Annotated in this window: 24 protein-coding genes and 4 pseudogenes; 13 read left to right on the top strand and 15 right to left on the bottom strand. The window is 52.6% G+C overall.

Annotated features, from left to right (window positions below; genetic code table 11):
- From KTE_RS47135 to KTE_RS49220, 5 genes and pseudogenes are all read right to left on the bottom strand, one after another.
- Positions 1-662: protelomerase family protein (locus tag KTE_RS47135; protein WP_201394490.1), on the bottom strand; the 662-nt coding region annotated here is incomplete at its 3' end.
- A 538-nt stretch (positions 663-1200) separates the two neighbouring features.
- Positions 1201-1824 carry a hypothetical protein gene (locus KTE_RS47130; protein WP_201377113.1) on the bottom strand — a complete coding sequence of 208 codons (624 nt, stop codon included), beginning with the start codon at positions 1822-1824 and terminating at the stop codon, positions 1201-1203.
- Between the two features lie 441 nt (positions 1825-2265).
- Positions 2266-3050: pseudogene (locus tag KTE_RS47125) on the bottom strand (IS6 family transposase).
- A 2720-nt stretch (positions 3051-5770) separates the two neighbouring features.
- The gene (locus KTE_RS47120) at positions 5771-6487 is read right to left on the bottom strand and encodes an IS6 family transposase (RefSeq protein ID WP_201391781.1); all 717 of its coding nucleotides are present in this window, start codon (positions 6485-6487) and stop codon (positions 5771-5773) included.
- Positions 6488-6540: 53 nt separating this feature from the next.
- A pseudogene (locus KTE_RS49220) lies at positions 6541-6777 on the bottom strand (Tn3 family transposase); the annotation flags it as partial.
- A gap of 248 nt (positions 6778-7025) precedes the next feature.
- On the opposite strand from KTE_RS49220, the gene KTE_RS47105 reads away from it, so the two are divergent.
- Genes KTE_RS47105 through KTE_RS47075 form a run of 7 tightly spaced genes read left to right on the top strand, consistent with a single transcriptional unit; the run spans position 7026 to position 12554 of the window.
- Positions 7026-7346: a PadR family transcriptional regulator gene (locus KTE_RS47105; protein WP_201394645.1), complete on the top strand. Its 321-nt coding sequence runs from the start codon at positions 7026-7028 to the stop codon at positions 7344-7346.
- A complete protein-coding gene (locus KTE_RS47100; protein ID WP_201394486.1) occupies positions 7330-7677 on the top strand; it encodes a DUF1048 domain-containing protein in 348 nt (115 codons plus the stop codon). The genes KTE_RS47105 and KTE_RS47100 overlap by 17 nt, the downstream gene beginning before the upstream one ends.
- A gap of 10 nt (positions 7678-7687) precedes the next feature.
- A complete protein-coding gene (locus KTE_RS47095) occupies positions 7688-8035 on the top strand; it encodes a DUF1048 domain-containing protein (RefSeq protein WP_201394484.1) in 348 nt (115 codons plus the stop codon).
- An 11-nt stretch (positions 8036-8046) separates the two neighbouring features.
- Positions 8047-8820 carry an ABC transporter ATP-binding protein gene (locus KTE_RS47090; RefSeq protein WP_201394482.1) on the top strand — a complete coding sequence of 258 codons (774 nt, stop codon included), beginning with the start codon at positions 8047-8049 and terminating at the stop codon, positions 8818-8820.
- A 1-nt stretch (position 8821) separates the two neighbouring features.
- Positions 8822-9574, top strand: a complete 753-nt coding sequence (locus KTE_RS47085; protein ID WP_201394473.1) for an ABC transporter permease — start codon at positions 8822-8824, stop codon at positions 9572-9574.
- A gap of 20 nt (positions 9575-9594) precedes the next feature.
- Positions 9595-10290 (top strand): ABC transporter ATP-binding protein, encoded by a 696-nt coding sequence (locus KTE_RS47080; RefSeq protein WP_201394470.1) that lies wholly within the window; start codon positions 9595-9597, stop codon positions 10288-10290.
- Entirely contained in the window at positions 10290-12554 is a 2265-nt protein-coding gene (locus KTE_RS47075; RefSeq protein ID WP_201394468.1) for an FtsX-like permease family protein, read from the top strand. Before KTE_RS47080 ends, KTE_RS47075 begins: the two co-directional genes overlap by 1 nt.
- Positions 12555-12676: 122 nt before the next feature.
- On the opposite strand, the gene KTE_RS47070 is transcribed toward KTE_RS47075, so the two are convergent.
- The 4 genes and pseudogenes from KTE_RS47070 to KTE_RS47055 all read right to left on the bottom strand — a co-directional run bounded on the left by KTE_RS47070 (position 12677) and on the right by KTE_RS47055 (position 15713).
- Positions 12677-13462 (bottom strand): IS6 family transposase, encoded by a 786-nt coding sequence (locus tag KTE_RS47070; RefSeq protein WP_201394466.1) that lies wholly within the window; start codon positions 13460-13462, stop codon positions 12677-12679.
- A 43-nt stretch (positions 13463-13505) separates the two neighbouring features.
- A pseudogene (locus tag KTE_RS47065) lies at positions 13506-13803 on the bottom strand (IS6 family transposase); the annotation flags it as partial.
- Between the two features lie 391 nt (positions 13804-14194).
- Positions 14195-14554, bottom strand: a complete 360-nt coding sequence (locus KTE_RS47060) for a cupin domain-containing protein (protein ID WP_201394464.1) — start codon at positions 14552-14554, stop codon at positions 14195-14197.
- 364 nt (positions 14555-14918) lie between these two features.
- The gene (locus KTE_RS47055) at positions 14919-15713 is read right to left on the bottom strand and encodes an IS6 family transposase (RefSeq protein ID WP_236601046.1); all 795 of its coding nucleotides are present in this window, start codon (positions 15711-15713) and stop codon (positions 14919-14921) included.
- Positions 15714-15848: 135 nt separating this feature from the next.
- Here KTE_RS47055 and KTE_RS47050 point away from each other — a divergent pair, with 135 nt between their 5' ends.
- From KTE_RS47050 to KTE_RS47025, 5 genes are all read left to right on the top strand, one after another.
- A complete protein-coding gene (locus KTE_RS47050; protein WP_201394462.1) occupies positions 15849-16307 on the top strand; it encodes a hypothetical protein in 459 nt (152 codons plus the stop codon).
- A gap of 1000 nt (positions 16308-17307) precedes the next feature.
- A complete protein-coding gene (locus tag KTE_RS47040) occupies positions 17308-18702 on the top strand; it encodes a mercuric reductase (protein ID WP_201394460.1) in 1395 nt (464 codons plus the stop codon).
- A 53-nt stretch (positions 18703-18755) separates the two neighbouring features.
- Positions 18756-19367 (top strand): sulfite oxidase-like oxidoreductase, encoded by a 612-nt coding sequence (locus KTE_RS47035; RefSeq protein WP_201394458.1) that lies wholly within the window; start codon positions 18756-18758, stop codon positions 19365-19367.
- A complete protein-coding gene (locus KTE_RS47030) occupies positions 19337-20095 on the top strand; it encodes a ferredoxin reductase (protein WP_201394456.1) in 759 nt (252 codons plus the stop codon). The genes KTE_RS47035 and KTE_RS47030 overlap by 31 nt, the downstream gene beginning before the upstream one ends.
- Complete coding sequence (locus tag KTE_RS47025) at positions 20092-20358, top strand: DUF6510 family protein (RefSeq protein ID WP_236601045.1); 267 nt, start codon at positions 20092-20094, stop codon at positions 20356-20358. Before KTE_RS47030 ends, KTE_RS47025 begins: the two co-directional genes overlap by 4 nt.
- A 243-nt stretch (positions 20359-20601) precedes the next feature.
- Here the strand turns inward: KTE_RS47025 and KTE_RS47020 are convergent.
- The 6 genes and pseudogenes from KTE_RS47020 to KTE_RS50425 form a co-directional block, all read right to left on the bottom strand.
- Positions 20602-21319, bottom strand: a pseudogene (locus KTE_RS47020) (IS6 family transposase).
- Positions 21316-21534 (bottom strand): DUF4277 domain-containing protein, encoded by a 219-nt coding sequence (locus KTE_RS47015; RefSeq protein WP_201390282.1) that lies wholly within the window; start codon positions 21532-21534, stop codon positions 21316-21318. The pseudogene KTE_RS47020 and the gene KTE_RS47015 overlap by 4 nt, the downstream one beginning before the upstream one ends.
- Positions 21535-21798: 264 nt before the next feature.
- The gene (locus KTE_RS47010) at positions 21799-22986 is read right to left on the bottom strand and encodes an IS256 family transposase (RefSeq protein ID WP_201394454.1); all 1188 of its coding nucleotides are present in this window, start codon (positions 22984-22986) and stop codon (positions 21799-21801) included.
- Between the two features lie 181 nt (positions 22987-23167).
- Positions 23168-23533, bottom strand: a complete 366-nt coding sequence (locus KTE_RS47005) for a VOC family protein (RefSeq protein WP_201394452.1) — start codon at positions 23531-23533, stop codon at positions 23168-23170.
- A gap of 247 nt (positions 23534-23780) precedes the next feature.
- Positions 23781-24968, bottom strand: a complete 1188-nt coding sequence (locus KTE_RS47000) for a hypothetical protein (protein WP_374226845.1) — start codon at positions 24966-24968, stop codon at positions 23781-23783.
- 10 nt (positions 24969-24978) lie between these two features.
- Entirely contained in the window at positions 24979-25329 is a 351-nt protein-coding gene (locus KTE_RS50425; protein WP_374226844.1) for a hypothetical protein, read from the bottom strand.
- Between the two features lie 214 nt (positions 25330-25543).
- Between KTE_RS50425 and KTE_RS46995 the strand changes: the two genes are divergently transcribed.
- The gene (locus KTE_RS46995; protein WP_201394450.1) at positions 25544-25945 is read left to right on the top strand and encodes a response regulator; all 402 of its coding nucleotides are present in this window, start codon (positions 25544-25546) and stop codon (positions 25943-25945) included.
- The last annotated feature ends 197 nt before the right edge of the window (positions 25946-26142 follow it).

Below are 26142 nucleotides of genomic sequence, written 5' to 3'. Positions count from 1 at the left end.
TTCTGGCTCACCTGCTCGATCTCCAGGCCCATGGTGTCTACCAGCCCACGCAAACGCTGCGCCGCCTCCACCACCAGGAACGCCCGCACCAGCGTCGGGATCTCATAGCGCTCTGGCTCGCGCCCTCTTCCCTTCACCTGCCCCTCAAACCACACCGTCGACGCCTCCTTCACCGTGAAGCGTCCCGTCTTCATGATCTCGGCCAGCCGACGACCCGTACACACCGCGATGCCCACGACCAGGTCGGACCACTCCGGCGAAAATAATAACGACAAGGCCCGCTCGACCAACGCATCTGGGTCCTTCAGTAACACCTGCTGCGTGAGTCGATCCTGCGTCACGCCCTGCGTACGCGCATTCATCTGCACCCACTCCCCCTCCGAGAGGTTGAACACCCGCAGCCCGATATGCTCTGGCTCCCCCGTCCGCGGATTCTCCCAGCTATTCTCCTCCGTGACAGGCAGCCCTTTGATCAAGTGCCGCACCTGCGTGATCGGTTTGCGCAACGAATCGCCCGCCAGCCCCCGCTCGTGCTTCCACCAGTCCAGTTCACGTTCCCACACCTCGCGCAACTGTGCCTCCTGGTCCACCGTTGCACGGCTCACCACTGGTTCCAAGACCTCGTTCCAGCGCCGCTGCACCCAGCCTAAGATCGCCGCCATCTGCCGACCTCCTTCTTCGCCATCACGGCATCATCTTCTTCTCTCCTTAGTATAAAATGTTCCTCCGTTACTGTCAAGGAGGAACGAAGGAACATACGCTCCCTCCGCAAGAGCGGAACGCAGAAAAAGAGGCATGGAGATGCTACGGCGAGAAGACGTAGGAGACTGAGCGGAAGACCCCTGCCTTGAGGCATGACACGTATACACAAATATGAACGTTTGCAGAAGATCCTCAGCATGGTGCGAGGGAAAGGTGTTGAAAAAAACGCCCCTTGATGCACAATGATGTGCTTTCAGCTTGACGAGACAAGCGACTTTTTCACCAAAAGTGTGTCACCTCTCGTATGGGGGAAAACGAGGCACCTGCAGCGCATCGCTTCCGTGTTCTTTCTCAAGATCACATATTTGTGTATACGTGCCAGCCTTGAGGCATGGGGAGACAGAGGAAACTGGAAACGTGCGTTTCGAAGGCACCACACTCCACGATGACCGTGAGGGGCAAGACCCTGCTGGTGTGGTGCCGATTGTCCTCCTTTCTCTACCGCATTGGCGCATAGCTCGTTCCTGTGTTGTGAAACAGCACCTGCAACCCATTGACCGTCACCACCAGATCAGGATGCGTTGCATCGCCTGAGAAGGTCAGCAGAACCGGGGCCAGATCCGCGCCAGTCCCAACAAGATGAGGCCCTTGCAGAAGACGAGCCTGTGCGCCATCGCCGCCGGGCACCTCAAAGATCAACACCTGCCCCTTGAGATTGAGAGCGGTAAAATGGGTTGGCACATGGGGATCCAACTCATGGCCCACGAGGTGATCTACCTGCGTCGTTCGCGGATAGCCATAGCGAACGGTGTCAATGAGCGTGCCACTCCAATTCATCGCCACAGATCCGACAAGCGCCAGAAGCAACGCACACAACATGCCTAGCCCAAGGGGCAGGAGCCAGCTCCCTCCTCGCCACGTTTTCGGCTCTGCCGCCGCCTCCCGCACGAACTCTGGCACCTCTTCGGGGGTCGTGGGACGCCGCGCTCGCGCTTTGGCCAACTGAGAGGCGCGCGCCGTCTGAACCGCTGGCGCTTTGGCCGGCGAGGGCCTCGGACGCCGACGGACAACAAGACTGCGTGGAGCCAGACGAGGCTCCTCTCCCCCGATGGTTGTAGGCATGATGGTTCCCTCCTTTGACAAGCAAAACACAACAAGGACACAGAAGAAATAGAGAGGCCTGAGCCATCGCGAAGAGGGGGGAACAGCATTCGTTCACACAAAGCATACCTGAGCCAGAGGCAAACGCACAACCCCTTTTTCCACGAAGTTTTCCAGGGGGGGTGCACCAATTGTGCAGAGCTTCGCCAACGTTGGAGACAACAGCAGTCAGGACATCAACCAGGAAAGGATGGATATCGACTCATCCTGTCTCACTCCCAACCCCATACAGAAACAGCTCTTCCACACATTTCCGCGCTTTTCTCTCGGGGATTGCACATCGCGGCATTTCATGCTACAGTAAAGATGAAAAGAGGCATTCGTCCATGGTGTGAATGCCGGTTGTGTTGCAAGAAAGATGAGACAAACAATTAGGCATGGGATGAACCCTCTCGCTCCTTCTTAGGCAGCCACTCCAAACAGTGTGGAGATCAAGGCGCTCTGGCTTCTCACATCTCCTTTCGCCACTCCTTGCAGTTGTCCCTTTCTGATCATGTTCATGGCCTCATATCCTTGTAATGTTTGCCACGCCGTCGCAAAGGAAAAGAAGCCCATCCCCGGCTTCGTCAACCGCTTGATGAAGCGATGATCTTGTTCGATGAGATTATTGAGATATTTCACCTGTCTCAATTCCACGTGCTGAGGCAGCGCTCCAGCGGATTTGAGCTCACCAATGGCTTTGGGATAGGCCGCGTTCTTGTCGACATTGATCACACGAGGGCTGACGTGATGGTTGTGACGTCAGTCAGAGCTATGGGCTGAGTCACCTGCTCAGCGACCGAACATGCCAGAGGAACGAAACAAGCAGTCGAAGCGAGTGCTTTCAGGAAGAAGCGTTTCGCTGCCTCGGCATCGCGCGTCGGGCTCAAGAGAAACTCCAGTGTGTTCCCTTCGGAATCGACGGCTCGGTAGAGATAGACCCAGGCTTTTTTGATCTTAAGATAGGTCTCATCAACGCGCCAGGAGTCGTTGCATGCTTTGAGATACGGTCGGCAACGTTTTTCCAGTTCCGGCGCATACCGCTGAACCCAGCGATAGATCGTCGTGTGATCAATACGCAGACCCCGTTCGAGCATTATCTCTTCCAGGTCACGATAACTGAGCGCATACCGCAGGTACCAGCGCACACAGAGGAGAATCATGTCGGGCTGAAAGTGGCGCCACTTGAACGAATGCTGATGACTCATCAAGGGTACTCCTCGGCTACGCCTCAAATAAGGAAGAGTTTACCATCGCGCCCTCATTCTTGCAACACAACCGTTGTTCGCGCAGCCTTTGTCTACCGTTGGTATTTTAGGGACACTGAGCTTATGAGGATGCATTTTTGTGTATTCTTGTGTATCGTTTGGCATGTGAATGGATCGTGTCTGCTGTCAATGCTGCTGTCAAAGTAGGAGGTTCTAATGGCTTGCCACTGATACCCATAAGAAGGCTAGGAGTAGGTTTATTGATTCTACTCCTAGCCTTCTTATGGGTCGGGATGAGAGGATTTGAACCTCCTATTGTCGCTTTTAGCTTGGCTTAGGTAGGCAAATGATGGCTTTTTGAGCTTGAGCATCGGGTATTTTTGCCTATCCTTGTCTAACTTTTACGATGTGTGTTGAGCAGTTTTGCTCTCAATTGTTAAAGGGGTTTGGGTTCGTAAGAGGATTATAGCTTGGCACTAAGCCAGCTTTCCGATGGCCGTTTGTTTTAACATTCAGGCGTGGGAGGACCACTCTCAAAATTCAGGGAGGACTGGTACGCCGGTCCTGTACCTCCTTCTGCAAAACCCGTGGAATGGGTCCAACACGGCGTATCAACAAGCTGCTGCCACTGATCGTATTGATACGCTGTGTTATCGTCTGCTGGGGTGTTCCAGCAATACCAGTACTTCATATTGCCAACGTCACTTGAATACGAGCCGCACTCATTGTAGTTGTATTCGGTTACCCTAACCGTCTTTATGCTAGTGACCGCTCCTGTTCCCTTTGTACTCGCGGCTGACACTGGTGCCGTTGTGCCAATCATTGTACCAACCGCGAACAACAATACCACCACTTTAGTCAGTATGACGAGACAAACGTTCATCTTAATGGCGGAATGCCTCATTGTGTTCTCCTTTCCTATTTTCCTTCTCTGTATACTACGGAGCCCTCCTGCGTCTTTTCCTTCCAAGTAGTAGCCAGTCCAGATTGCCTTTGGTGTCAATACACCTTAACAATCACAATATGAAGCAATTCATTCTCGTTATTTTTGCAACAATCAAAGTGAACTGATACTCGTGGAAAGAGAGGTGTGGGCGTTTCATCTCTAACCAGTGCACTCTGGATCGTTAGCACGGGCATAGTTATAACCATCCATATAGCCCTCTTCTTTAGGGGTTGGTCGGTATGCTCTGCCATATCCAGGCTGTGTTTCGCAGTCGGTTACTGCGTCCCTGTATCCCATACGATAGCCTCTCATATAGGGAGTGCGCGGCCGTTGCTGTGAAAGGTTAACCTGGGATCTGCCCAAACTTTGGGAGAAGGCAGGCAGAGTCGTACCAACAAGAGAGAACGCGAAAGCGCTAAGGAGCAGTGCTCCAAACAGGATGACACGTAGCTTGTTATGCATAAATGTGTCCTTTTCTGGGGAATAGATCTACTCTTATCTCTTTTGCATTACTGGGCGCACTCTAGAGCCACTTACCTAACAATGTTTTCTGAGTAGCGCAACGTGTATGTATGTTGTCTTTTTGTACTATCGTCCTACTATAGCCTCCCTCCTCTCATTTTTGATACTAATTCCGCGTGGAGGCCAGAAACTTGTCTTAACTGTCTTGTAGACACTCACTACAGTGCTCTGACCATTGTGATAGTACCAACTTATCATCCCCAAAAAAAGTCAACCATGGTTGCTGTACCCACTTACTATATCGCATGCGTTCTTCTCAAATATCTTCATTCAGTTAGGACTTGAATCATTCTAAGGTAAATGATTTGATAATTTGTGATACTTGGTTTATGAGAATTGCTTCTACGATAGTTTTTTCCTGTAATGGCACTGAGGATGACGCCCACGCTATTATGGCCAGTGGCGAGGATGACATTTTTCCATTGAGGATCTGTGCCGAGGATAGGGTGTATCTGGCGTTTTGGGGCGTAGTTCTACTCATGCTGCTGTGAATGTGCTTTTCTATATTGCCTTTTGTAAATATAGTTTTGAACTAACTGCGATTAGTTGAAGCAATGCCAGTTTCTCACGTTTATGGTATTCTTTGAGGAGGAGACCATTTGTTTTTGAGAGGCAGGGTAACCATGACAACCAGGGCGAGATTGTTTGCAGTGACTCCTGCTGATTGGGTGCCAGGTCCAGGCCAGGGACAGTGGACATATGCGGAGTATGCAGCGATACCAGAGGATGGGCATCGTTATGAAGTGGTGAATGGAGTTGGGTGTTTGTGGGTGTTCTTCTAGCACTTAAAACCTGGGTTTAGCGTTGGTTGGTATTGATAGTTTCTTGTGTAAGTTTGTGGGTGTCGCTGTACTAATTGCTGTACTGATGGAGTAGCAACGAATAGGGCAGGCTGTAGGAATGTTTGCTACAACCTGCCTTACTTTCTAAGAGTTTAGCGGAACCGACGGGATTCTGCTTATTTCCAACAACACTGGGTGACAGGTTGCTATTTCAGCTTAGCGGAAGGGTCGCTATATGGCTAGACGATGGATGGGCTGTCGCCAGGATAGACGATGATAGGAGCGAGTCCGCCCAGGATAGGCCATATCGAGGGAGCTAGCGCCATGCGGGTAGGCGACCTGGGGGGGCGAGTTATGCGGAAAGGCAGCGGGGGGGTATTGTCAACTTAACCAGAAAAATGAAGAATATTGCTGAGTTATAGCGAAGAAGGATGTTGATGGGTCATGGAAGATGTGGGGGATACCTATGGTTATGCGACTCGCTTTGCTCCAGTCAGTTCATTCCACGTCTGAAATCGGTCCTGTAAAAGAGCGCGATATTTTCCGGCCCTCAGACGGTGTCGTCGCGGTTGAAAATGTCCCGAGATCAGACCGAAGGCGGAAAGAAAGCGTTGGGCGTGTTTGGCTGATGTAAAGCGCCGCATTTTCTTCTCTCGAAGTCGCGTGGGTTGATGCGAGTTTTCTGCCCGATTGTTCAAGCCTTTCTGCTGCCGATGCTCCACGCCAGGGAAGATCTCGCGTTTCGCCGCCCCATAGCTCTTCAGTTTATCGGTAATAATCACACGTGGCACGTATTGCAGCCCTTTGAGGAGTTTGCGGGAAAATCTTTTGGCCGCTTGTTTGTTGCGTCGGCTCTGCATCAGGATATCAAGCACATTCCCATCCTGATCCACCGCTCGCCAGAGGTAGTGTCTTTCGCCACGGATGGTGAGGAAGACCTCATCCAAATGCCATTTGTCGCCACAGCGAGGGCGACGATGACGCAATTCATTGGCATACCTTTGCCCAAATTTGAGGCACCACTGACGCACGGTTTCATAGGTGACCACGATATCGCGCTGTGCCAAAAGCTCTTCAACATCGCGAAAACTCAGCGAAAAGCGGAAATACAGCCAGACAGTATGGCTAATGATTGCAGGCGGAAAGCGGTAGCCTTTGTAATCAGGAGTGGTGGGGTTTATTTTCATGCAGCTATTTTAGCACAGTATTCAGCTCTGTTCCCAAGTTGACAATGCCGTGGCTCGATATGGGTGTAGTGAGTTGTGACGTCCGGACGGTAAAAGGTGAGGTTTTTCCAATTCCGTATCCGTGACATCAGCTCGATGCCTAAGAGCGACGCGAGACCAAAGACCGGCAGGTTCTACCCCTGCGTATCCGCGTGGACCGTTGTGGGTTTCATGGATGAGCGATTGCGAATAAGTCCATCCAGAATAGAAATGGCTTCCCAGACCCCGCAAGCAATGAGGATCTGGTGGAGCTTGGCGCCTGCGGTTTTGGGGTTCGTTGCCAGACAAGAGGCAGCTCATCGGAAATGCCCTGGGTGACATTCTGCTTCCACGTTACTCTTGGCCGAAATTGGGACCGTGTCGCACTTCACTTGAAAATCCATCATTGGCCTCTTGACACCCACACTACTGCGTGTTACAATATAGCAGTAGTAAGTGATACTTGATATTGGTGATACTGATTAGAAAGGAGGTGTTCGACACGGATAATTTAACAGAGATGCTCAAAGGTGTCCTGGAAGGGTGTGTCCTTGAAATTATCAACCGGGGAGAGATCTACGGGTATGAAATCACGCGCAAGCTCAACAATTTGGGCTTTACGGACGTGGTGGAGGGAACGGTGTATACCATCCTTATCAGGCTCGAAAAAAATAAGCTGGTGGAGATTACGAAAAAGTCGTCCGACATGGGGCCACCTCGAAAGTTTTTTACGTTAAACGACGCGGGCCGTGAGGAACTGCGCAAGTTCTGGGGAAAGTGGGAGTTTCTCTCAGCAAAAATCAAAGAGTTAAGGGAGCAAAACCATGAATTTTTGGGATAAAGTCACAGGCAACGACATGACGAGAGAAATGAAGACGTTTGAGGCGCGCGCAAAAGGACTTCCGGCTGATTATCAAGCGGCATGGGAAGAGATTCAGGTCAATCTTTGGCCTCGTACAGATTTCTCCGGACGGAACCTCATGCCGATTTTTGATCGTGTGCTTGGCCTGCTCGAAGAAGGGGTGGTGGACGGCCAGAGCGCCCGGGAGGTTTTGGGCGACGATATCGCGGGCTTCTGTTCGGCATTGGCCGGCGAGGAGGGGGCAAAGTCTTATCGCGACAAGTGGCGCGAGCAACTCAACACTACTATCGCTAGAAAACTAGGCAAGTAGGAGAAGAACAATGAGCATACGAGATCTCATCGAAGGCAAAAAAGCGTGGCGGGCGCATATGGCGCGTGTCGAGGCGCTCCCGCAAGATTATCAGATCGTTTACAAAGAGCTTCAAAAATACCTCTTTAAGGTCGGACCTGTTGAGCTAACCGAAATGACTGATTTGCTTGCGGGGATTGTCGATCTTTTTGAGGAGGGCGCAGCCGTTGGGAAAGGCGTACTCGAAGTGACAGGCAGGGATGTGGCAACGTTCTGTGATGATCTCATCAAGGGTTCAAAAACGCATGCCGACGTCTTTGAAGCGGTTGACCAGGAAACCGGCAAAGCCATGAAAAAAGCGACGGAGAAAGATCATTGAGGGGGATCAGCATGGAAAATGCAATTGAAGTCAAGAGCCTGCGAAAGATTTTCGCAGGCGCGAAAGGCGCGAAAACCGAGGTGCTGAAAGGCGTAGATTTCAACGTCCGCAAAGGCGAGATATTCGCCCTGCTCGGCTCAAACGGTGCAGGCAAGACGACGACCATAAACATCCTTTCGACACTGCTGAAATCCGACGAAGGAACCGCGACTGTAAACGGTTTTGACCTGGTTTCGCAATCTGAGAAGGTACGGCGATCCATCAGCCTAACCGGGCAATTTGCCGCCGTGGACGAGATACTGACCGGGCGGGAAAATATTCTTCTTATTGCTAAACTGCGCAATATTCCCAAACCCGCCCAATTTGCCGATGGCTTGCTAAAACGCTTCGGGCTTACTAACGCAGCCAACAAACCGGCACGCACGTATTCGGGAGGGATGAAGCGCAGGCTTGACATCGCTATGAGCCTTGTAGGTGAGCCCGCTGTCATCTTCCTTGACGAGCCGACGACGGGGCTTGATCCGGAGGGGCGACTGGAAGTCTGGAAAACGGTCAAGGAACTTGCCGATGGCGGCACGACGATTTTACTGACGACACAGTATCTGGAGGAAGCGGAACAGCTTGCCGACAGGATCGCGATTCTGCATGACGGCAAAATCATCGCCCATGGGACGCTTGAGGAACTGAAAAAGCTATTCCCGTCTGTGAAAGTTGAATACATCGAAAAACAGCCGACCTTGGAAGAGATCTTCCTCGCTATCATCGGCAAAAAGGAGGACAACTAACATGAAGCATACAGGTGTCCTGACCGGGCGCTTAATGAAGCACATTCTGCGCAGCCCAGACACCATCATCACGGTTGCGATAACGCCGATCGCGATCATGTTGATGTTTGTCTATGTTTTTGGTGGCGCGGTAAAAATGAGCCTGCCCGCCAATGTGAATTATGTGAATTACCAGTTGCCGGGCATATTGCTGATGGCTATTGCCAGCGGCATAGCCTATACCGCTTACCGCTTATTCATGGATGTACAGAACGGGATGTTCCCGCGTTTCAACTCCATGCCCATCAGACGCTCATCGTTGCTGTGGAGCCATGTGTTGACCTCTCTTGCAGCCAACATGATGACCGTTGTTATTATTATTCTCGTTGCGCTGATTATGGGCTTTCGCTCAAGCGCGGGGATCCTGAACTGGCTCGCGGTGGCGGGAATTCTCGTGCTCTACACACTTGCGCTGACATGGGTCGCGGTCATTCCTGGAATCACGGCAAAATCAATGGAGGGCGCGAGCGCTTTTTCGTATCCGCTGTTATTCCTGCCATTTCTGAGTTCAGCTTTTGTTCCCACAGGAACCATGCCAATCATCCTCCGTGTGTTTGCGGAAAACCAGCCGGTAACGTCCATTGTGAACTCGATCCGGGCGCTCTTGTCCAATCAGCCGGTGGGCAACCAGATTTGGATCGCTCTCGCATGGTGTGTCGGCATCATTGCTGTGGCCTGGTTCTTCGCTATGAGGGCTTATAAAAGCCGGATATGATTCAGAATGGAGATGTGAGTATGTTTTTAGAGGTATCGGGACTGACGAAAAAGTATCAGATGGGGATTGCCACAACTGTCCTCAAAGAGGTGTCTATCCAACTGGCAAAAGGGCAAATTGGCGTCATCTTGGGGCCTTCGGGGTCGGGTAAATCCACGCTGATGAATATCATTGGCGGGGTGGACAGGGCCGACAGCGGTACAGTCGAGATAGATGGTGAGCGCATTACGGATTTCAGTAATGATCAACTGGTGGAGTATCGGCGGAAAAGCGTGGGCTTCGTCTTCCAGTTCTACAATCTTGTGCCCAATCTTACGGTCGCCGAAAACATCGAGGTTGTGTCGAACATCAGCAAGCAGCCGCATAAGATGAGCGATGTGCTTTCCGCCGTCGGGCTTTCCGACAAGAAAAACCGCTTCCCACGGGAACTTTCCGGCGGCGAACAGCAGCGGGTGTCCATCGCCCGCGCCATCATCAAAAATCCCGCGCTGTTGCTCTGCGACGAGCCAACCGGGGCGCTGGACTTCGATACTTCTCGAGGTGTGCTGTCGCTGATTCAAAACGTGAATCGGCACTTCGGCACATCGATCCTGATGATCACCCACAACAGCGCCATCTCTGCCATGGCAAACACCGTTTACAGGCTGAGAAGCGGTGAGGTAGCGGAAATTACTCACAATGCTGAGCTTGTTCCCGCGGAAAGGATTGAATGGTAATGGTCCTGCAAAAACGCGTCTGGCGCATGCTGGGGGAAAACAAGGGCAGGTATATTGGCATTGTCCTTCTGATCCTTATAGGGAGCTTCTACTTCACTGCGGCTACAGGAGTGGCCGGCAGTCTGGAAAACCAGGTGGTTGACTTTGGCCAAACAAACATGCAGGAAGACCTGACGTTTTCCACAGACAAGACCATTGAGGATCTTCCGACGCTGGAAAGTGAGTCCGGCGCGGTTATTGAAGCGCACCAGCAACTCGATGTCAAATTGCCGGATGGACAGAGCGAGCTTCGGCTGCTCACGCCTACTTCCAAAATCAATATCCCGGCAATCCTATCGGGTCAGCCGTTGAAAAATCCAGGGGACATTTTGCTCGACCCTGCCTTTTTTCGGACACATGGCTTAGCCGTAGGCGGTCAACTTGAGCTCAACGGCAAAACCTTCCATATTACGGGCACAATGGCGCTGCCCAATTATGTGTATATCATCAAAAACTTGTATGATGTGCTGCCAGCCCCCGGTTTCGGCATTGGCCTTGTTTCCGCCGCTGATATGGAGATGTTCCCCAACGTGGCCAATGAAGCGGTCACGGTCTATGGAGCGCGCTTTACGAAGAGAGGAGATATCGACACCCAAAATGTGAAGTTGCACGGCCTTTTACAGCAAAAAGGGTACAGCCTTTCCGACTGGCTGGACGCGAAAAATAACAAGCGTATCATGCTGCCCTGGACCAATATTACCAGTTTGCAGTCATTCAGCTTACCCGTATCAATCGCTTTTTTCCTGCTGAGCTGTATTATCGTCGGCGTAACGATTCTGCGCATGGTGAAGTCCGACACTGTTGTGATTGGTACGCTGTACGCACAGGGGTACCGCCGCTGGGAACTGACACGGCATTATCTGGCGATCCCGGTGCTGCTGTCCATCGCGGGCGGCCTTCTCGGAATACTGCTCGCGTGGCCGTGTATAGGGCTTGTGGTAACTTCCATGTTGGCCACGTACATTCTGCCCAACACTGGTATCACCTTCTCGCCATTCAATCTCGCGCTGGCTCTGTTGCTGCCCCTCGCTTTGATCAGTCTGGCGAGCTTCTTTTCTCTACGCGGCGTACTCAAAAAAAGTGCCGCCGAACTGATGAGGGGCGACGAACAAAAAGCCAGGGTGAATGTTTTTGAGCGCATGCTCCGTCTGGAGCGCTATCGTTTCACTACCAAATTTCAAATACGCGAACAGGTGCGAAGCATACCGCGCCTGCTCTTCCTGCTCCTGGGAGTGAGCGCCGCGTCGTTGGTACTGCTGTATGGTTTTACCTTCAACTCCTCAATGGACCTGGTGATGAAACAAGGTGCCGTGTCAAGATACAATTATGGCATAGAATACAACTTCAAGGAGATGCAGAACCTCCATGATCGACCTGTACCCGCAGGCGCAGAACCGTACAACTCATTCCGTGCCTACCCCGAGGGCAGGGATGAGGTTGAATTTTACGTGTTGGGCATGGAACCAAATTCCGTTGGTCTAAAGGTGAACGGCATAGGGGGCGCTAAGATATCCCGGAATCAGGTAAACATCACCTCGTCGCTTGCCCAGCGGCTTGGGCTTGGAGTTGGGGATAGGCTCACTTTTATAAACAAGCTGGATGGAAAATCATACAGCCTGAAAATCGATGGGATGATCGAATCCTACGGAGAGCAATATGTTTTTATGCCGTTAGGTGAGTTTAACCACATGACTGGTCAAGCTCCTGGAAGCTACCGCACTGTGCTGAGCAACCATATACTGAATTATGACGAAAGCCTGCTTGCTGGCGTGCTGGATGTGCGGAATCCCGCGAAGTTTGCAAATGTATCCGCGCCGACGACATTGATCGTCACGGCCACAACGAGCGTCGCTGTGCTTCTGGCAGTGGTCATTATCTTCATTGTCACCTCGTTAATCATTGACGAGAACTGGAAGACGATCTCCCTCCTCAAGATATTCGGCTACCGCCGAAAAGACATCGCGAAGCTGATTCTCAACAGTTCAACTCCAGTAGTGTTCCTCGGCTTTGGGTTGGGACTGCTGCTTATGTTGGCCCTGGGGAATTACTTATTCAGTTCCATCGCGGAATCGATAAACATGCTGATACCCATGACGTTGAACCCGCTCTATGTCCTGATATGCTTGGTATTGATCTTTGTGGTGTATGAGATAACGAAGTGGTTTTGCGGCAGGAAAATCACGCTCATATCTATGAGCGAGGCGCTGAAATCGGGTTCGGAGTGATATGAGTCACTGTATGACAGACAGGTTCAGGGCGTTCAGGCAATCCTGAGCTTGTCCGTTTGGTTGTGTTGCAAAAAAGGGAATGATATGCAAAGGCCTGTTTTCTCCTCTTGCTGTTGCACTTAGGCAGCCACTCCGAACAGGCGGGAGATGAAGGTGACTTGACGAAGAATATCTCCTTTTCCCACGCTTCGTATCTGCCCTTTGCGTATCATGTTCATCACCTCGTATCCTTGCAAGGTTCGCTCCGCTGTCTCGAATGAGAAGAAGCCCATCCCGGGTTTGGTCAGCCGCTTGATAAACCGATGGTCTTGTTCGATCAGATTGTTGAGGTATTTGACCTGCCTCAATTCAACACTCTCTGGAAGCACTCCGGCTGCTTTCAGATCAGCAATGGCTTTGGGATAGGCCGCGTTTTTATCGACGTTGATCACGCGAGGAGCCAACGTGATGGCTGTGATGTCAGTCAGAGCCATGGGCGAGGCCACCTGCTTAGTGACCAGACACGCCAGCGAAACCGAACGAACAGTCGATGCGAGTGCTTTGAGGAAGAAACGTTTGGCCGCCTCGGCATCGCGCGTCGGGCTCAAGAGAAACTCCAGCGTATTCCCCTCGGAATCGACGGCCCGGTAGAGATAGGCCCAGGCTTTTTTGATCTTGATGTAGGTTTCATCCACTTTCCAGGAGTCGTTGCATATTCTCAGGCGGGTCCGGCAACGTTTTTCCAGTTCCGGCGCATATCGCTGCACCCAGCGATAGATCGTCGTGTGATCAACGCACAGGCCCCGTTCGAGCATCATCTCTTCCAAGTCGCGGTAGCTGAGTGCGTACCGCAAGTACCAGCGCACACACAGAAGAATCATGCCGGGCTGAAAGTGACGCCACTTGAACGGGGGATGATGACTCATGAAGAGAAATCCTCGCAAATAAGGAAGAGTTTATCATCGCCCACTCATTCTTGCAACACAACCGCAAAACGAGCTTCCCAGCCTCGGATCGCCTCATGAGTGAAGACCCAACCGCGCTCGAGAAACATCTCAGCGCGATCCCGCAGGCTCAGTGTATAGCGCAGCCGCTAGAGAACGACAAGCAGAACGAGATCGGTTGGATATTCCAGAACGTTGAAAGGCGTGTTGGTGCGCTCATTGAAGATATGGTGGCACCCTCGGCAACGGAATATCCGGTAGCCAAGTGTGGTTTTCCCGTTTTGTTCTCTTGTCGTTACAGACAGGCAGTACGGGCAGTTCATCGGGCACGCCTCCTCAAAATGTTTCTGTGCTGATCAGTCTATCACACTCTAGCGGAACTTCGCGTAGAGTCCTGTTCTCAGTTCTGACGCATCCCGAAGACCCGCAAGACGACGCAGCCGTTACAGATTGCGCTTCATGCGGTATTCACCTATGTTCGTTCCTTCGCATCCCAACCTGACGCTTCTTAAGATGCTATCTGCCGGCGTCACTGTCCGGATCTGTAAACTATCCGGTCTCTCCCGCACTTTTAATGAGAAAGTGCAGGAGAGTCATCTCACCCCAAATTGACCCCTCCCCTGGTGAGGGCATCCATCTCTTGCTCGGAAAGATGCCGTTTTCACCAGGGTTCTCTGTCATGTCCTGTTTGGATCAGTTTTCGTCCTTAAGCGGCTAGGCCAGTTTGAAATCATCGAGAACAGACGGATAGCTGAACATGACCAGGACGGAGCAGCCATTCTTCGTCGTATGTGGACCGTGAGCAATCATCGGCTTGACATTGAGTTCCGTGCCCGCCGGATAGGAGATGCCCTCGTTTATGAAATCACCCTCAAGGACGTACAGCGTTTCCGTTGTTCGCTCCTGCAGGTGTCTTGCAATCTCGCTCTCCGGCTCCATTCTCAGGAGGGCCAGTGCTGGACCCAAGGGCTGATCAGCGTTTAAAATCTTGAGCGTGACAGTCCCTTTTGTGTTGGGAAATGGTGCCGGTATCGCCTGGATCTCCGAGGTTTGGAGCGTTTGGTTAAAACTCATAGAACTGTGCCTTCTTTCTGTCTCTTTTTTCTTTCTTCGTCTCAGCCAAGACAGGTGTGCCTGACCTGTTTCTCGTGTAGAGCGAAATGCACGAGAAGTCATGGACCAAAAGACCCATTTTGGAGAGCACCAAACACCGTCACTTGCGTCGTAGTATCTGTCTCTTCAGACAAGAACAGACCACCCATTTCATTATGCAGCTTCCCCCAATCTCAGGGTCTGGTACAGATATGGTGGCCGAAACGTTTTCACCACACCTGCACCAGACCTTGTCATCAAAAGAGCGGTTGACCCACTATCCGCAGCGAGGTTTCGCCCCTACATACAAAATCGAAAAGTTTTGTAAAGGTCTCCATACCGTTTTTTACATTCTTGAACGAGTCAGCTTGTCGCAAGAAACCAACCAGCCTGTTGAAAAGGTCCTTGCTGAGTTTATAAGAATGCCTGAGCTTGCTTGCCCATCGATTTGTTGGCAGAAGCGTGATGCTGACGTGAAGCTTCCAAACCCGTGCATCGGAGAGGAACGTTGTTTGATCCCGCGATGATCTTGTTCCAATCGATTGTTCAGGTAGGCATTCGTCCGGTGCACGACAGTATCGCCGAGGGTCTCGCGGATTGCGCGAGGGGAGGAATCATGCCCATCGGTTGTCACCCGCTCAGGTGCGTGATCAACCATGGTCACCGCTTGGTTGAAGAATCGCTTTGCTACCTCCATATCGCGTTTCTCACTGAGACGTGAATCGACCAGATTGCCATCTCGATCAATCGCTCGATACAGGGAACACCAGGTGCCATGGACGTTCACGTACGTTTCATCGACGTCCCACGATGTTCCTGCTTGTCCGCGTCGTTTGGCCCGTAGGTGATCGGCGATAAGTGGGGCAAAACGGGCTTCCCAGTCTCTGATCGCTTCATGCGTGAACACAAAGCCACGCTCTAAGAACCTCTCAGCGAGATCACGCAGACGCAACTTGTACCGGAGCCGCCACACAACGACGAGCAGGACGATATCGGTGGGATATTCGAGGGAATTGAAGGGAGTCCCAGTCCGCTCGTTGAAGATGCGTTGACAAGCGAAACAACGAAAAGTTCGATAGCCAAGTACGGTGCTTTTCTGCCGTTCTTTCGTGGTTAGGGATGTGCAGTGTGGGCAGTTCATGGTTCCTTCCTCATAACGATGTGCTCAATGATCGTCAGTCTACCACAAGCGCTTTTTTCACACCGTCCTTGTTCGCAGTTCTGACGCTTCCGTGTTGCGCACCTATTTTCCTGCATAAGAGGCTGGTGATCTTTCATGCCAATGCGATCAGATGACCCATTACAGACAATAGCACATACCTTCGATCGTATTCGAAAAGGCCAGGATCCGTGGGTGGCCATCGGGAAATTTTCCAACGAGTGGTTCCTCTATGCTGCCGATCGGCGACCGACTCTTATCGCTGAGGCGCCTTCTTTGCCATTTTCCCCAACCCGAGAGGAATGCCGCTGGGCCAGTTTTCTCTCTGCCTCGGTAGGGTATCTGTGCCAGGAGTACGTTTTGCCTTGTCCAGAATGGGTACATGAGCTGGACGAGCTGGTCCATCTAGACGTCCCCTGGTATCACGTGCTCTATGTCGACGAAGAAATCAAAAAGTGGCTGGAAGTTGCACTCCCTTTAGCATTTAAACAGAGAAATATCTTCTGCGGAAGCCAGGTCTTTCCTGACAAACGATCTATTCTCTCCCAGGTGCCAGAGAGAGAGCGTATGCGGTAGCTGTGCCAACTGCCGGTCGACACACCACACAAACAACGCGTACCAGAAAATGCCAGGCCATCAACCATGCTGGTCCCGCACTACGAGATCGCTATTTATTGATGAGTAGAGGCCCAAAGAGTCTCTTTCCTCTCAAGGTCGTGGGGACATTTATCAGTCCGAGCGTAAGATCCCTGCCTTTATGTGCTTACACTTACACACAAGTTTGAACGTTTGTAGAAGATCCGCATGAGCATGCGAGAGAAAGACGCCAGGAAAAACGCGTAATGATGCGCAATGATGTGCTTCAAGCTTAGCGAGACATGCGGCTTCTTCTGAGAGAAGCGGGCCACTTCTCGTGTGGGAAAAACGAGGCTTGTGCAGCGCATCGCCTCCACGTTTTTTCTCCAGATCCAATAGTTGTGTATAAGTGTAAGGGATAAACGGTCTGGAGCTCGCAGATTGGCTGGAAAGCCAGGAGGAATATGAGCATATCCCTATCCTGCTGATGAGCGCGGATATGCCGCAGGAAGTCAGTGGCAACAAGCATCTCAGAACGCTGCAGAAACCCTTTGAACTGGAAACCCTGCTGCTCCTGGTCGCGGAACTGCTGGCCTGAGCAGCAAAGGATGTCTCTGGCGTGGGAAAAGTATTCTCCAACAGCCATGATGCTCAAGCCCTACTTCCGTGATCGGGAAGATCGGCGCGCATAGGGACAGACCAGCATGGATGCCTGGCTGCCCTGCAGCGATTTCAAGAGATCAAGGGAAAGCCTTCTGTTGCAAATATCGGTTGACGGAACATGACAAGGCCGTTCTCATTTTGGGAACTTAGCTGGAAAAACATGTGCGTACCATGAAATGACATCCCTGTAATCTTTTGCATAAAGAGATGGAGATATGCTTGTCATTCTCTTGTACTCAACATATATCTTGAAGATGGAACACCATTATTGAGGTAGGTAGGTTGCTCGTGGGAAGCACCTATTCCGTCTACGGAGAAGCAGAAGGAGAACAGTGAGATGCCCCAAGCCACCACCTATGACGCGATTGTGATCGGGACCAGCCGGGGTGGCAGACTCCTCCCCATCACCCTGGCGAAGGCAGGCCGAAAAGTGGCGTTGATTGAGCGAGACCATATCGGCGGGGTCTGTGTCAACGTGGGCTGTACCCCCACCAAAACGATGATTGCTAGCGCACGCGTTGCGTATCTGGCACGGCGTGGCTCTGAGTACGGCGTCCACACGGGCCCCATCTCGGTCGATCTGCAGGATGTCCTCCAACGCAAACAAGGGATCGTTGAGGGTGCGCGCAAGGGCCACCAGAACCTTCTGACTGCGGCACAAGGGCTGGATCTGCTCAGGGGCGAGGCTCACTTTACCGCCCCAAAAACGCTTGAGATCTCTCTCCAGGACGGCGAGACGCGAGAAATCACCGCGCCCCTGATTGTGATCGACACCGGCGTCCGACCAGCGCCACTCGCGATCAAGGGCGTCGAGAGTATCCCCGTGCTCAATTCCACCACGCTCATGGAGCTGGATACACTTCCCGAACATCTGCTCATTCTCGGTGGCGGCTACATCGGGCTGGAGTTCGGACAGATGTTTCGCCGCTTTGGCAGCCAGGTCACCATCATTCAGCGCCGTCCACGCTTGCTGATGAGTGAGGATGAGGATGTGTCTGACGAAATCACGAAGATGTTTCGCGAGGAGGGGATCACGGTCCTGACTGGCACCACACCGCAACAGGTGGAGCCGCTCAGTGATGGGTGTCTCCAGTTGACCGTGCGCACGCCTCAAGGCGAACAGCAGCTGACCGGCTCGCATCTGCTGGCGGCAGCCGGTCGCATTCCCAATACCGAAGCGCTCACCCCCGAAGCGGCGGGCATCCACCTGAACCAGGAGGGCTACATTCAGGTCAATGAGCGACTGGAAACGAACGTTCCTGGCGTCTATGCTATGGGGGATGTGAGAGGGGGGCCAGCGTTTACCCACGCCTCGTACGATGACTTCCGCATTTTGCGCACCAATCTGCTGGAGCAGGGCAGTGCTAGCACGCGGGATCGCCTGGTCCCCCATACCATCTTCATCGACCCCCAGCTTGGACGGGTTGGCATGACTGAAAACGAGGCCAGGAAACAGGGGCGAAATATCCGTGTGGCGAAATTGCCCATGACTGCTGTGCCCCGTGCCCTGGAAACGGGAGAGACGCGTGGGTTTATGAAGGTTATCGTCGATGCCGAGACCCAGCACATCCTGGGCTGCGCCATCCTGAGCATCGAAGGGGGCGAGATCATGACCATCATCCAGGTGGCGATGATGGGGAAGCTGCCCTACACCGCTTTAAAGGAAGGCATCTTCACCCATCCACTCCTGGCGGAAGGGCTCAATCTGCTGTTTATGACACTCGATTCGTAGGACAAGTTGTCGTTCATCAAAAATACCATGAGAAAGAGATCAGGAGTGAAGAAATGAGCGAAGGTTTCGTCTCGCGGGGATTCCGAGGTCGCCGAAAGCCTGGCGACGAGCGTGGGCGAATCCCGCCAGGACAATATCTGGAGCGTGGCTTCCCCGTTCTTTCGGCAGGACCAACGCCACACACGCCCCTCGCAACCTGGGATTTCTCCCTGCTTGGGGAGGTCGATCAACCAAAACGGTGGACCTGGGATGCCTTTCGCGCACTGCCACATGAGATGGTGACCAAAGACATCCACTGCGTAACCAAGTGGTCGAAACTGGATACACACTGGGAAGGTGTCTCTGTCGAGACGCTGCTCGAGCAGGTTGCGTACGATGCCAAGTACGTGATCGCCTTTAGCGATGGCGGCTATACCACCAACCTTCCGCTGGAAGACGTGTTGGGTGGGAAGGCATGGGTGGTGGATGCGTATGAGGGGCAGCCGCTCCCCCCTGAACATGGTGGCCCGGCCCGCCTGCTGGTTCCCCATCTCTACTTCTGGAAGAGCGCCAAGTGGGTTCGGGGTCTGCGGTTGGTCGCGCAGGATGAACCGGGCTTCTGGGAGTCGCTTGGCTACAACAATCACGGTGATCCATGGAAAGAAGAACGATACCGGGGCGACTAAGCTGGCAACTCGGCGAGGTGGTTGTGACGCAGGAAGAAACAGCGCGGGCGAAGAGCATCACGCTTGCCGTCCCCCACTGGAACGGGCATCGACCAGGACAGCATGTGGATGTGCGCCTCACGGCTGAAGACGGCTACCAGGCAGAGCGCAGCTATTCGATCGCGTCTGCTCCTCAGCTGGAACCACGTGTGACGCTTACCGTTGAACGGCTCGATGAGGGGGAAGTATCGCCCTACCTCACGGGTGAACTCCGTGTCGGTGACCAGCTGGAACTGCGTGGTCCAATCGGGGGATACTTCGTCTGGGAGGAGCAGATGGGTGGCCCTCTCTTGCTGGTAGCTGGGGGATCGGGGATCGTGCCGTTGATGGCGATGATCCGCTATTGGGCTGCTCTCGGGAGCACGATTCCGATCCGTTTGCTGTATTCGTCACGATCATACACAGAGGTCATCTACCGTGAAGAACTCGCTCGCCTGGTCAAGGGCAACACGAAGCTTGAGGTGGTGCATACGCTAACCCGTGAGCAACCGTCAGGATGGACAGGGTATCACCGCCGGATCGATACCGAGATGCTGCGTGATGTGGCATGGCCAGTTGATCAACGCCCGTTGCTGTTCATCTGTGGCCCAACCCCCTTCGTTGAAACAACCGCCACGAGTCTCGTCACCCTGGGATATGAGCCAGGACGCATCAAAACCGAACGCTTCGGACCGACAGGAGAAACATGATGGAGAACAAGCTTGATGGCAACGCTGCCGGGGGCATCCTGCAAGAGATCTTCCCCTTTGAAATGACGCAGGTCCAGGCAACCTGCACAGGCTGCGGCGCAACCGCTGCCATCGGTGCTTTGGCTGTCTACATGCATGGGATGGGGACGGTCATTCGCTGCCCCTCCTGCGATACAGTGCTCATTCGCGTGGCACAAGGAAAGGGGCGCTACCGGCTGGATATGCGGGGAGTGCGCGTTCTTCAGATCAACACAGAGATCTAGTGCTGGAAAGCAACAGTATTGCAGCGGAAAAGGAGAAAGCCAGTATACAGGCGAAGAGGCTTGCGTATGCGGAAAGGTGAACAATGCAGCAGCCACAGGCAATCATCTTTGATCTGGACGGGGTTGTAACCGATACCTCGGAATATCAGGTATTGTCAACTTATTTGTTAGGAATGCCGATTATTGTTGAGTTATAAAGAAGAGAGAGACTGAAGACAGTGAAATGCGAGGGAGGGTTAACTATTATGCGATGCGTTTTCCTACGGTGATCTCGTTCCACACCAGAAAGCGAGCCTGTAAAATAGCACGGTATTCCTCGGCCCTCAAACGGTGACGACGGGGTTGGAAATGCCCTGAAATGGGGCCAAAAGCAGAGAGAAAATGTTGGGCATGTTTTGGCAGACTTGAATCGCCGCATCTTCTTTTCACGCAGTCGCGTAGGTTGGTGCGAATTTTCAGCACGATTGTTCAACCCTTTGTGCTGACGATGCTCCACGCCAGGCAAGGTTTCGCGTTTCGCCGCCCCATAACTCTTCAGCTTATCGGTAATGATCACGCGTGGAACGTATTGTAACCCTTTGAGAAGCTTGCGGAAAAATCGTTTCGCGGCCTTCTTGCTGCGTCGGCTTTGCACAAGGATGTCGAGCACGTTGCCATCCTGATCTACAGCCCTCCAGAGATAGTGCGTTTTCCCGTTAATCTTCAGATAGACTTCATCCAGGTGCCATGTGTCGCCACAACGAGGGCGGCGACGACGTAACTCATTGGCAGAGGTCTGCCCAAACTTCAAGCACCACTGCCGCACGGTTTCATAGGTCACGACGATCCCTCGCTGTGCCAGCAGTTCTTCGACATCACGAAAACTGAGCGAAAAGCGAAAATACAGCCAGATGGCGTGGCTAATGATTTCCGGAGGGTAACGAAAGCCTTTATATGTGGGGGCAACGATGTTTGTTTTCATGAGGTTATTTTAGCACCATGTTTCGCCACACCGTCAAGTTGACAATACCTTCCGTTCTTGCAACACAGCCCAGTGGAGGTCCCGTAACTGACCACGCGCTGTTGGTTGGGTTCCAAGGCATCCAACCACTGCGCCAGGCCCAATTCCTGGCACACGCCTGCCACAATGCCCAAATGGTCCAAACGTTCGTTCTGGTAATCCTCAGCTCGTTGCATGCTTTTTCTGCTCCTTTTCGTTCTGAGATTACCTTATCCAATTTCAGTTTTTCGAGGCCATGCAGGTTGTTGTGTAAAGATAAAGGCGGGAAATCTCAGCAATAAAAGCCCAGGATGAGGAGAGAAAAAGGCTCGTTCAGAAGAGAGAAAACGCATTTTTCAAAGAATAAGAAGGGAAAGTAGCAGAAAAACACAACAAACCTCCCTTAAGCAGCCAAGATAAGCCAGCTGCTTGCTTCTTTACCCCTCTCTTGTGCTTAGCTATTATGAAACCGGAATGCGGGGTAAATGAATGTCCTGCATAGTGGCCCAAACAATCGTGAGGCAACTGGTCTCTGTTGTAAAAGCGCCAATTTGGTCAGTGCGTTGCCGAACATTGCTGAAAAAGCTCTCAATCGCATTGGTGCTGCGAATGTAGCGATGCATCACTGGCGGAAATGAGTAAAATGTCAGAAGATGCTCTTCGTCTTCACAGAGGCTCCGTATGGCTTCTGGGTAGCGTTTCTGGTATTTGGCTTTAAAAGCAGTTAGATTGAGCAGCGCGTCCTCTTTCTTCTCCTGCTTCCAGATCCCTCCCAGTTCAGTCGCGACCTCTTGCAGCTCGCGGTGGGGAATGGCGTTGAGGACATCGCTCTGTTTATGCACCAAACACCGCTGACGTGGGGCCGCTGTAAACAAAGACTTGGTCGCTGCCAGAAGTCCATCATGCCCATCGGTGACGAGCAGATCGATCTCGGGCACACCTCGGTTGCGCAGATCTTGCAGGAGGCAACTCCAGCCATCTTTGTCTTCTTCGGCACACGCCCGTAAAGCCAGGATATCCTTGTTGTCTTCCAGATCCACCCCCAAAGCGGTTAAGATGACGGTAGAGTCCATTTGAGTTCCATGGCGCACACTAAAATGGATGCCATCCAGATACATGACGCGGTAGTGGAGGAGCAGAGGGCGTTCTCTCCACGCTTCAAATTGCTCAGTCAAGGTCTGGTTAAGGCGGCTCACAGCGCTGGCACTGGGGGCAACCCTCATGAGGGCTTGGGCTACTTCCCCAACTTTATGGGTGCTGGTTCCAGAGACAAACATCTGGGTCAACCCATCTGCTACTTGTTGCTCGTAGCGATTGTAACGCTCGAAGATCTGTGTATGAAATTTCCCTGCACGATCTCTGGGAACGTTCAAATCCTCAATGGGGCCGTTGGTCGTTGCTAAATCACGTGTGTAAAAACCATTACGATAGCCTTTGCGTTTGGGAGTGCATTCTCCCCAAGCCGCTCCCACAAACCGTTCCAGTTCTTCGCACATGATTTCTTCCATCACCACTCGTGTAGCATTGCGGATCTGAGCACGCAGATACCGATGAAATTCGTCAGGGGCTGGAAGGTTTGGGATTGACGACTCCGAGGTTCGAGGCTGGTTTTCTTCTGGGGTGGTATGCTCTTTCTTGTGCGCAGGCATAGTTCTCTCCTTCTTTGAACTGAAAGGTTTTGACCCAAAGGGTCATACTATGCCTGTATTATCTCCTCAATTGAAATCCCGCTCACGTTTTGCATCAAGGTTGATGAGCGAACACTCATGAGGTCGTTCAGATTCAGCCGATGGAATTGGGATTATCCCCGATTCCATCGGCTGAAAGTAGCTAAAGCGGACTGCTTACCTCAAAGAGAAGATTATTGAGTGCAGTGAAGTAGAAGCCGTAGCTTCCTCTCATTTTCTTGGGCTCTTGAGTGAGTTGAACCTCTGCTGTCGCAAGACGACGGTAGACTTGGTCTACCTGATCACTTGTTTCCAAGATAAATCCGATATGGAAACCTTCTGGATACGGTCGCATCTCATTGCCAAATGCGCGAGGATTACTCAGAACAAGCGTGAAGCCATGCCCATCGCTCATGACGGCGACTGCATCCTTTCTTTGCTCCACGAAGTGAAAATCGAAGCAATTTTGGAAGAAGGTGCGTGCTTCGGTGAGGTCTTCTACACAGAGGTTGAGGTGATTGAGTTGCATGAGGTCCTCCTATTGGATTGGAGGTCCGATGGAATGAGCTTCCTGTCGGTTTACAAGCATCGGACCTCGGCAAATCAGCAGATACACTTTACCTGCTGTTGTCGTGGGTCCGAGCGCTGTTGCGCCGAACAGTTACCCTCGCAGTGGTGAGGGCGACCGGGCTACCTACCAGTCATGCCTTTTTGACAATGGCATCATAACACATCAGTACCTCCTGGTCAACTGCTCTCATCCTTTCGGGTGTGGCTCAACATTTTGCAAACTGCCTTGAACGACAGGCTGCTCCACGTTTCCAAGGATGATGGGCAGAAGGCCGCGAGGTCCCAGGGATCATCGCAGGAGGATCAGGGGGCAGAAGAGGAGCCAATGCACACTTGGGAGCAGGTTCAGCAGGCTTGCATTCTGGAGAAGCGGACAGGGGCTTGCGTCGCTGTGCTGCCCGTTGACGGCGCACGTCCTTGCGCTCTTGTTGACGTTCTTCGCTGGCCAGTTGCCAGGTTTCTTGCCAGCGCTCATTGCAAATCCCATTGCGCAACGCCAGCATCGGATTCACATTCTGATTTTTCCAGTGCATCCCTGACCCTTTGAGGCGCCTTTCCACGACGAGTTTGTTGGCACTTTCAACCATCCCTGAGCCAAGAGGCCATCCCGCTTCTCGAAAGAGAGGATACTGCATCTGTGCGCATCGTTTCTGCAAGTAGCCCAGATGCTCTCGAACTTCTGGCTGAGAGATCTCTTCCTCGCTCAAGCTCGCAGCCATCTTCGACAACACTGCCGGTCCCCGCTCTTTGAGTACATGCAGACACCGATGCAACAGATTTTCAGGAACGTCTCTTCCACGCGCACTCAGCGCTTCTAGCAGTTTCGTGACATGTTCGGCGGCATGAGGGAAATCGAGAATCCGCACTGCATCTGGCCGATGCACATCGATCATCCCTTGCAGCCACGGTGCCCCATCCATGACCGCACACACCTCATTGGCCTCAAGCAGCTGGCGTCGGCGGGTTTCGACTTCTGCCAGATCGACAAAGGTCGCAGCATCACTCAAGCGGGAGAAGTAAGACAGCTTCCCAACATGCACCGCCTCTGCTTTGGCCTTGCTCGCCCCTCTGGCAGGAACCTCTCCGATGGCCAGGGTGCGCACCTCAACCCATTCTCCCCCCACTAAAGGAACCATCGCGCCATCAGCACTCATGGTGAGGCGAAGGGCCTTGGGTCCGCTGGAGACCTCTTGCTGGTCAGGAAGATGAGCTTGCGTGGTTTGAGCGTGCTCCACCTGCTTGCCAACCTGCTCGGTGAGCCTTCGGGCCGTTTCCCCGCTCACGTGAACGCCCAGCAGATCGCTCATGATGCCGCTGGCATGCTCAAAGGGCATCAGACCTGCCAGATGGACGAGATGCTCCTGCTGCCTGGGAGCCAGCGCTCCAGGAAGCAAAGCCAGTTCTTCATCGAGGGGGAAAAAAGCTTTCCCCGCACTTGGGGCACGTTCCGTAGGTTCGCGTGAGGGTCACCGATTCTCCCCCATTGCCTTGCAAGGTTCGTGAGCGTTTGCCACGGGCTTGTAAGGGGACATGACAGGTGGGGCAGGTTGGCGCTGGCTCAGAGCTGCCTCTTCCCCATTCGCGACTGCTACTCTCAAGAGCCGCATCTTGCAGCAGTTGGGCTTCTAACTGCACCATTCGTCGATGGACCTCATCTTCAATTTCCACAAAGGTGGCTTTGGGGTGAGCTTTGCGCCATGCTTTGACGTCTGACAACACCTTGGCACTCAGGCTGAGCCATTCTTCATGTTCCACGGCTTGCGACCTACTTCCTCTTCTGATACCACGATCTTACCCGCTTTTCTTGGCGCTGTCCACCCCGTTGCAAAATGTTGAGCCACACCCCATCCTTTCTCAGAGCTGCCACGAAGTCTACCTCGATCTTGACACAGGGGATCTTTACACAACAATCGGCATGGCCTCAGAAGCACGCCTCTAGCGACCACAATGGAAAGGACCGCGACGCATAATGCAAGCACCTGATGCTCCCTCCTCCCAGGAGGAGGACCCTCCACCTATCAAGACCATTCTCATCATCGAGGACGATCCTGATATTGGCGGGATTCTCGTGCAGTTCTTCAAAGACGAGTTGCCCTGTCAGGTGATCCTCGTTGGTGATGGATTTGCCGCTCTCAAAATCATACGTACGCTTGTTCCCGATGTCATTCTTCTCGACTATCTTCTGCCCGGCATGAATGGATTGGAATGCTTTGATGCGCTTCGAATCTCCAAAGGTCTTGAGCAGACGCCTATCCTGCTGATGAGTGCTAATCTTCCGAAGCGGGCCAGAGAGCGCAAAGATCTCATCTTTGTTGAAAAACCGTTTGAGTTAGATCGTTTGCTTCGTCAGGTACAGGAACTCTTCGCGTAAGCGCCAGGTGCCTTTGAGCCTTGCTTCCACGCTTGATTTTTGCTACAGTGATGTAGGTATATGCGCAAGAGTGATTTGACAAGAGAAGCGTCCCCGGCATTCACAGAATGCCGGGGACGCTTCTCTTTGAATGATTGCTCCACGAGCCTCAAGTTATTTACAGAAATTTCTGCTGGCACCTCAGATGAGAAGCGGCT

The sequence above is a fragment of the Ktedonobacter sp. SOSP1-85 genome, from assembly GCF_016587415.1.
GTDB lineage: Bacteria > Chloroflexota > Ktedonobacteria > Ktedonobacterales > Ktedonobacteraceae > Ktedonobacter.
The sequence above is the reverse complement of the archived record's forward strand: the minus strand, read 5'-3'. Positions and strand labels throughout refer to the sequence as shown.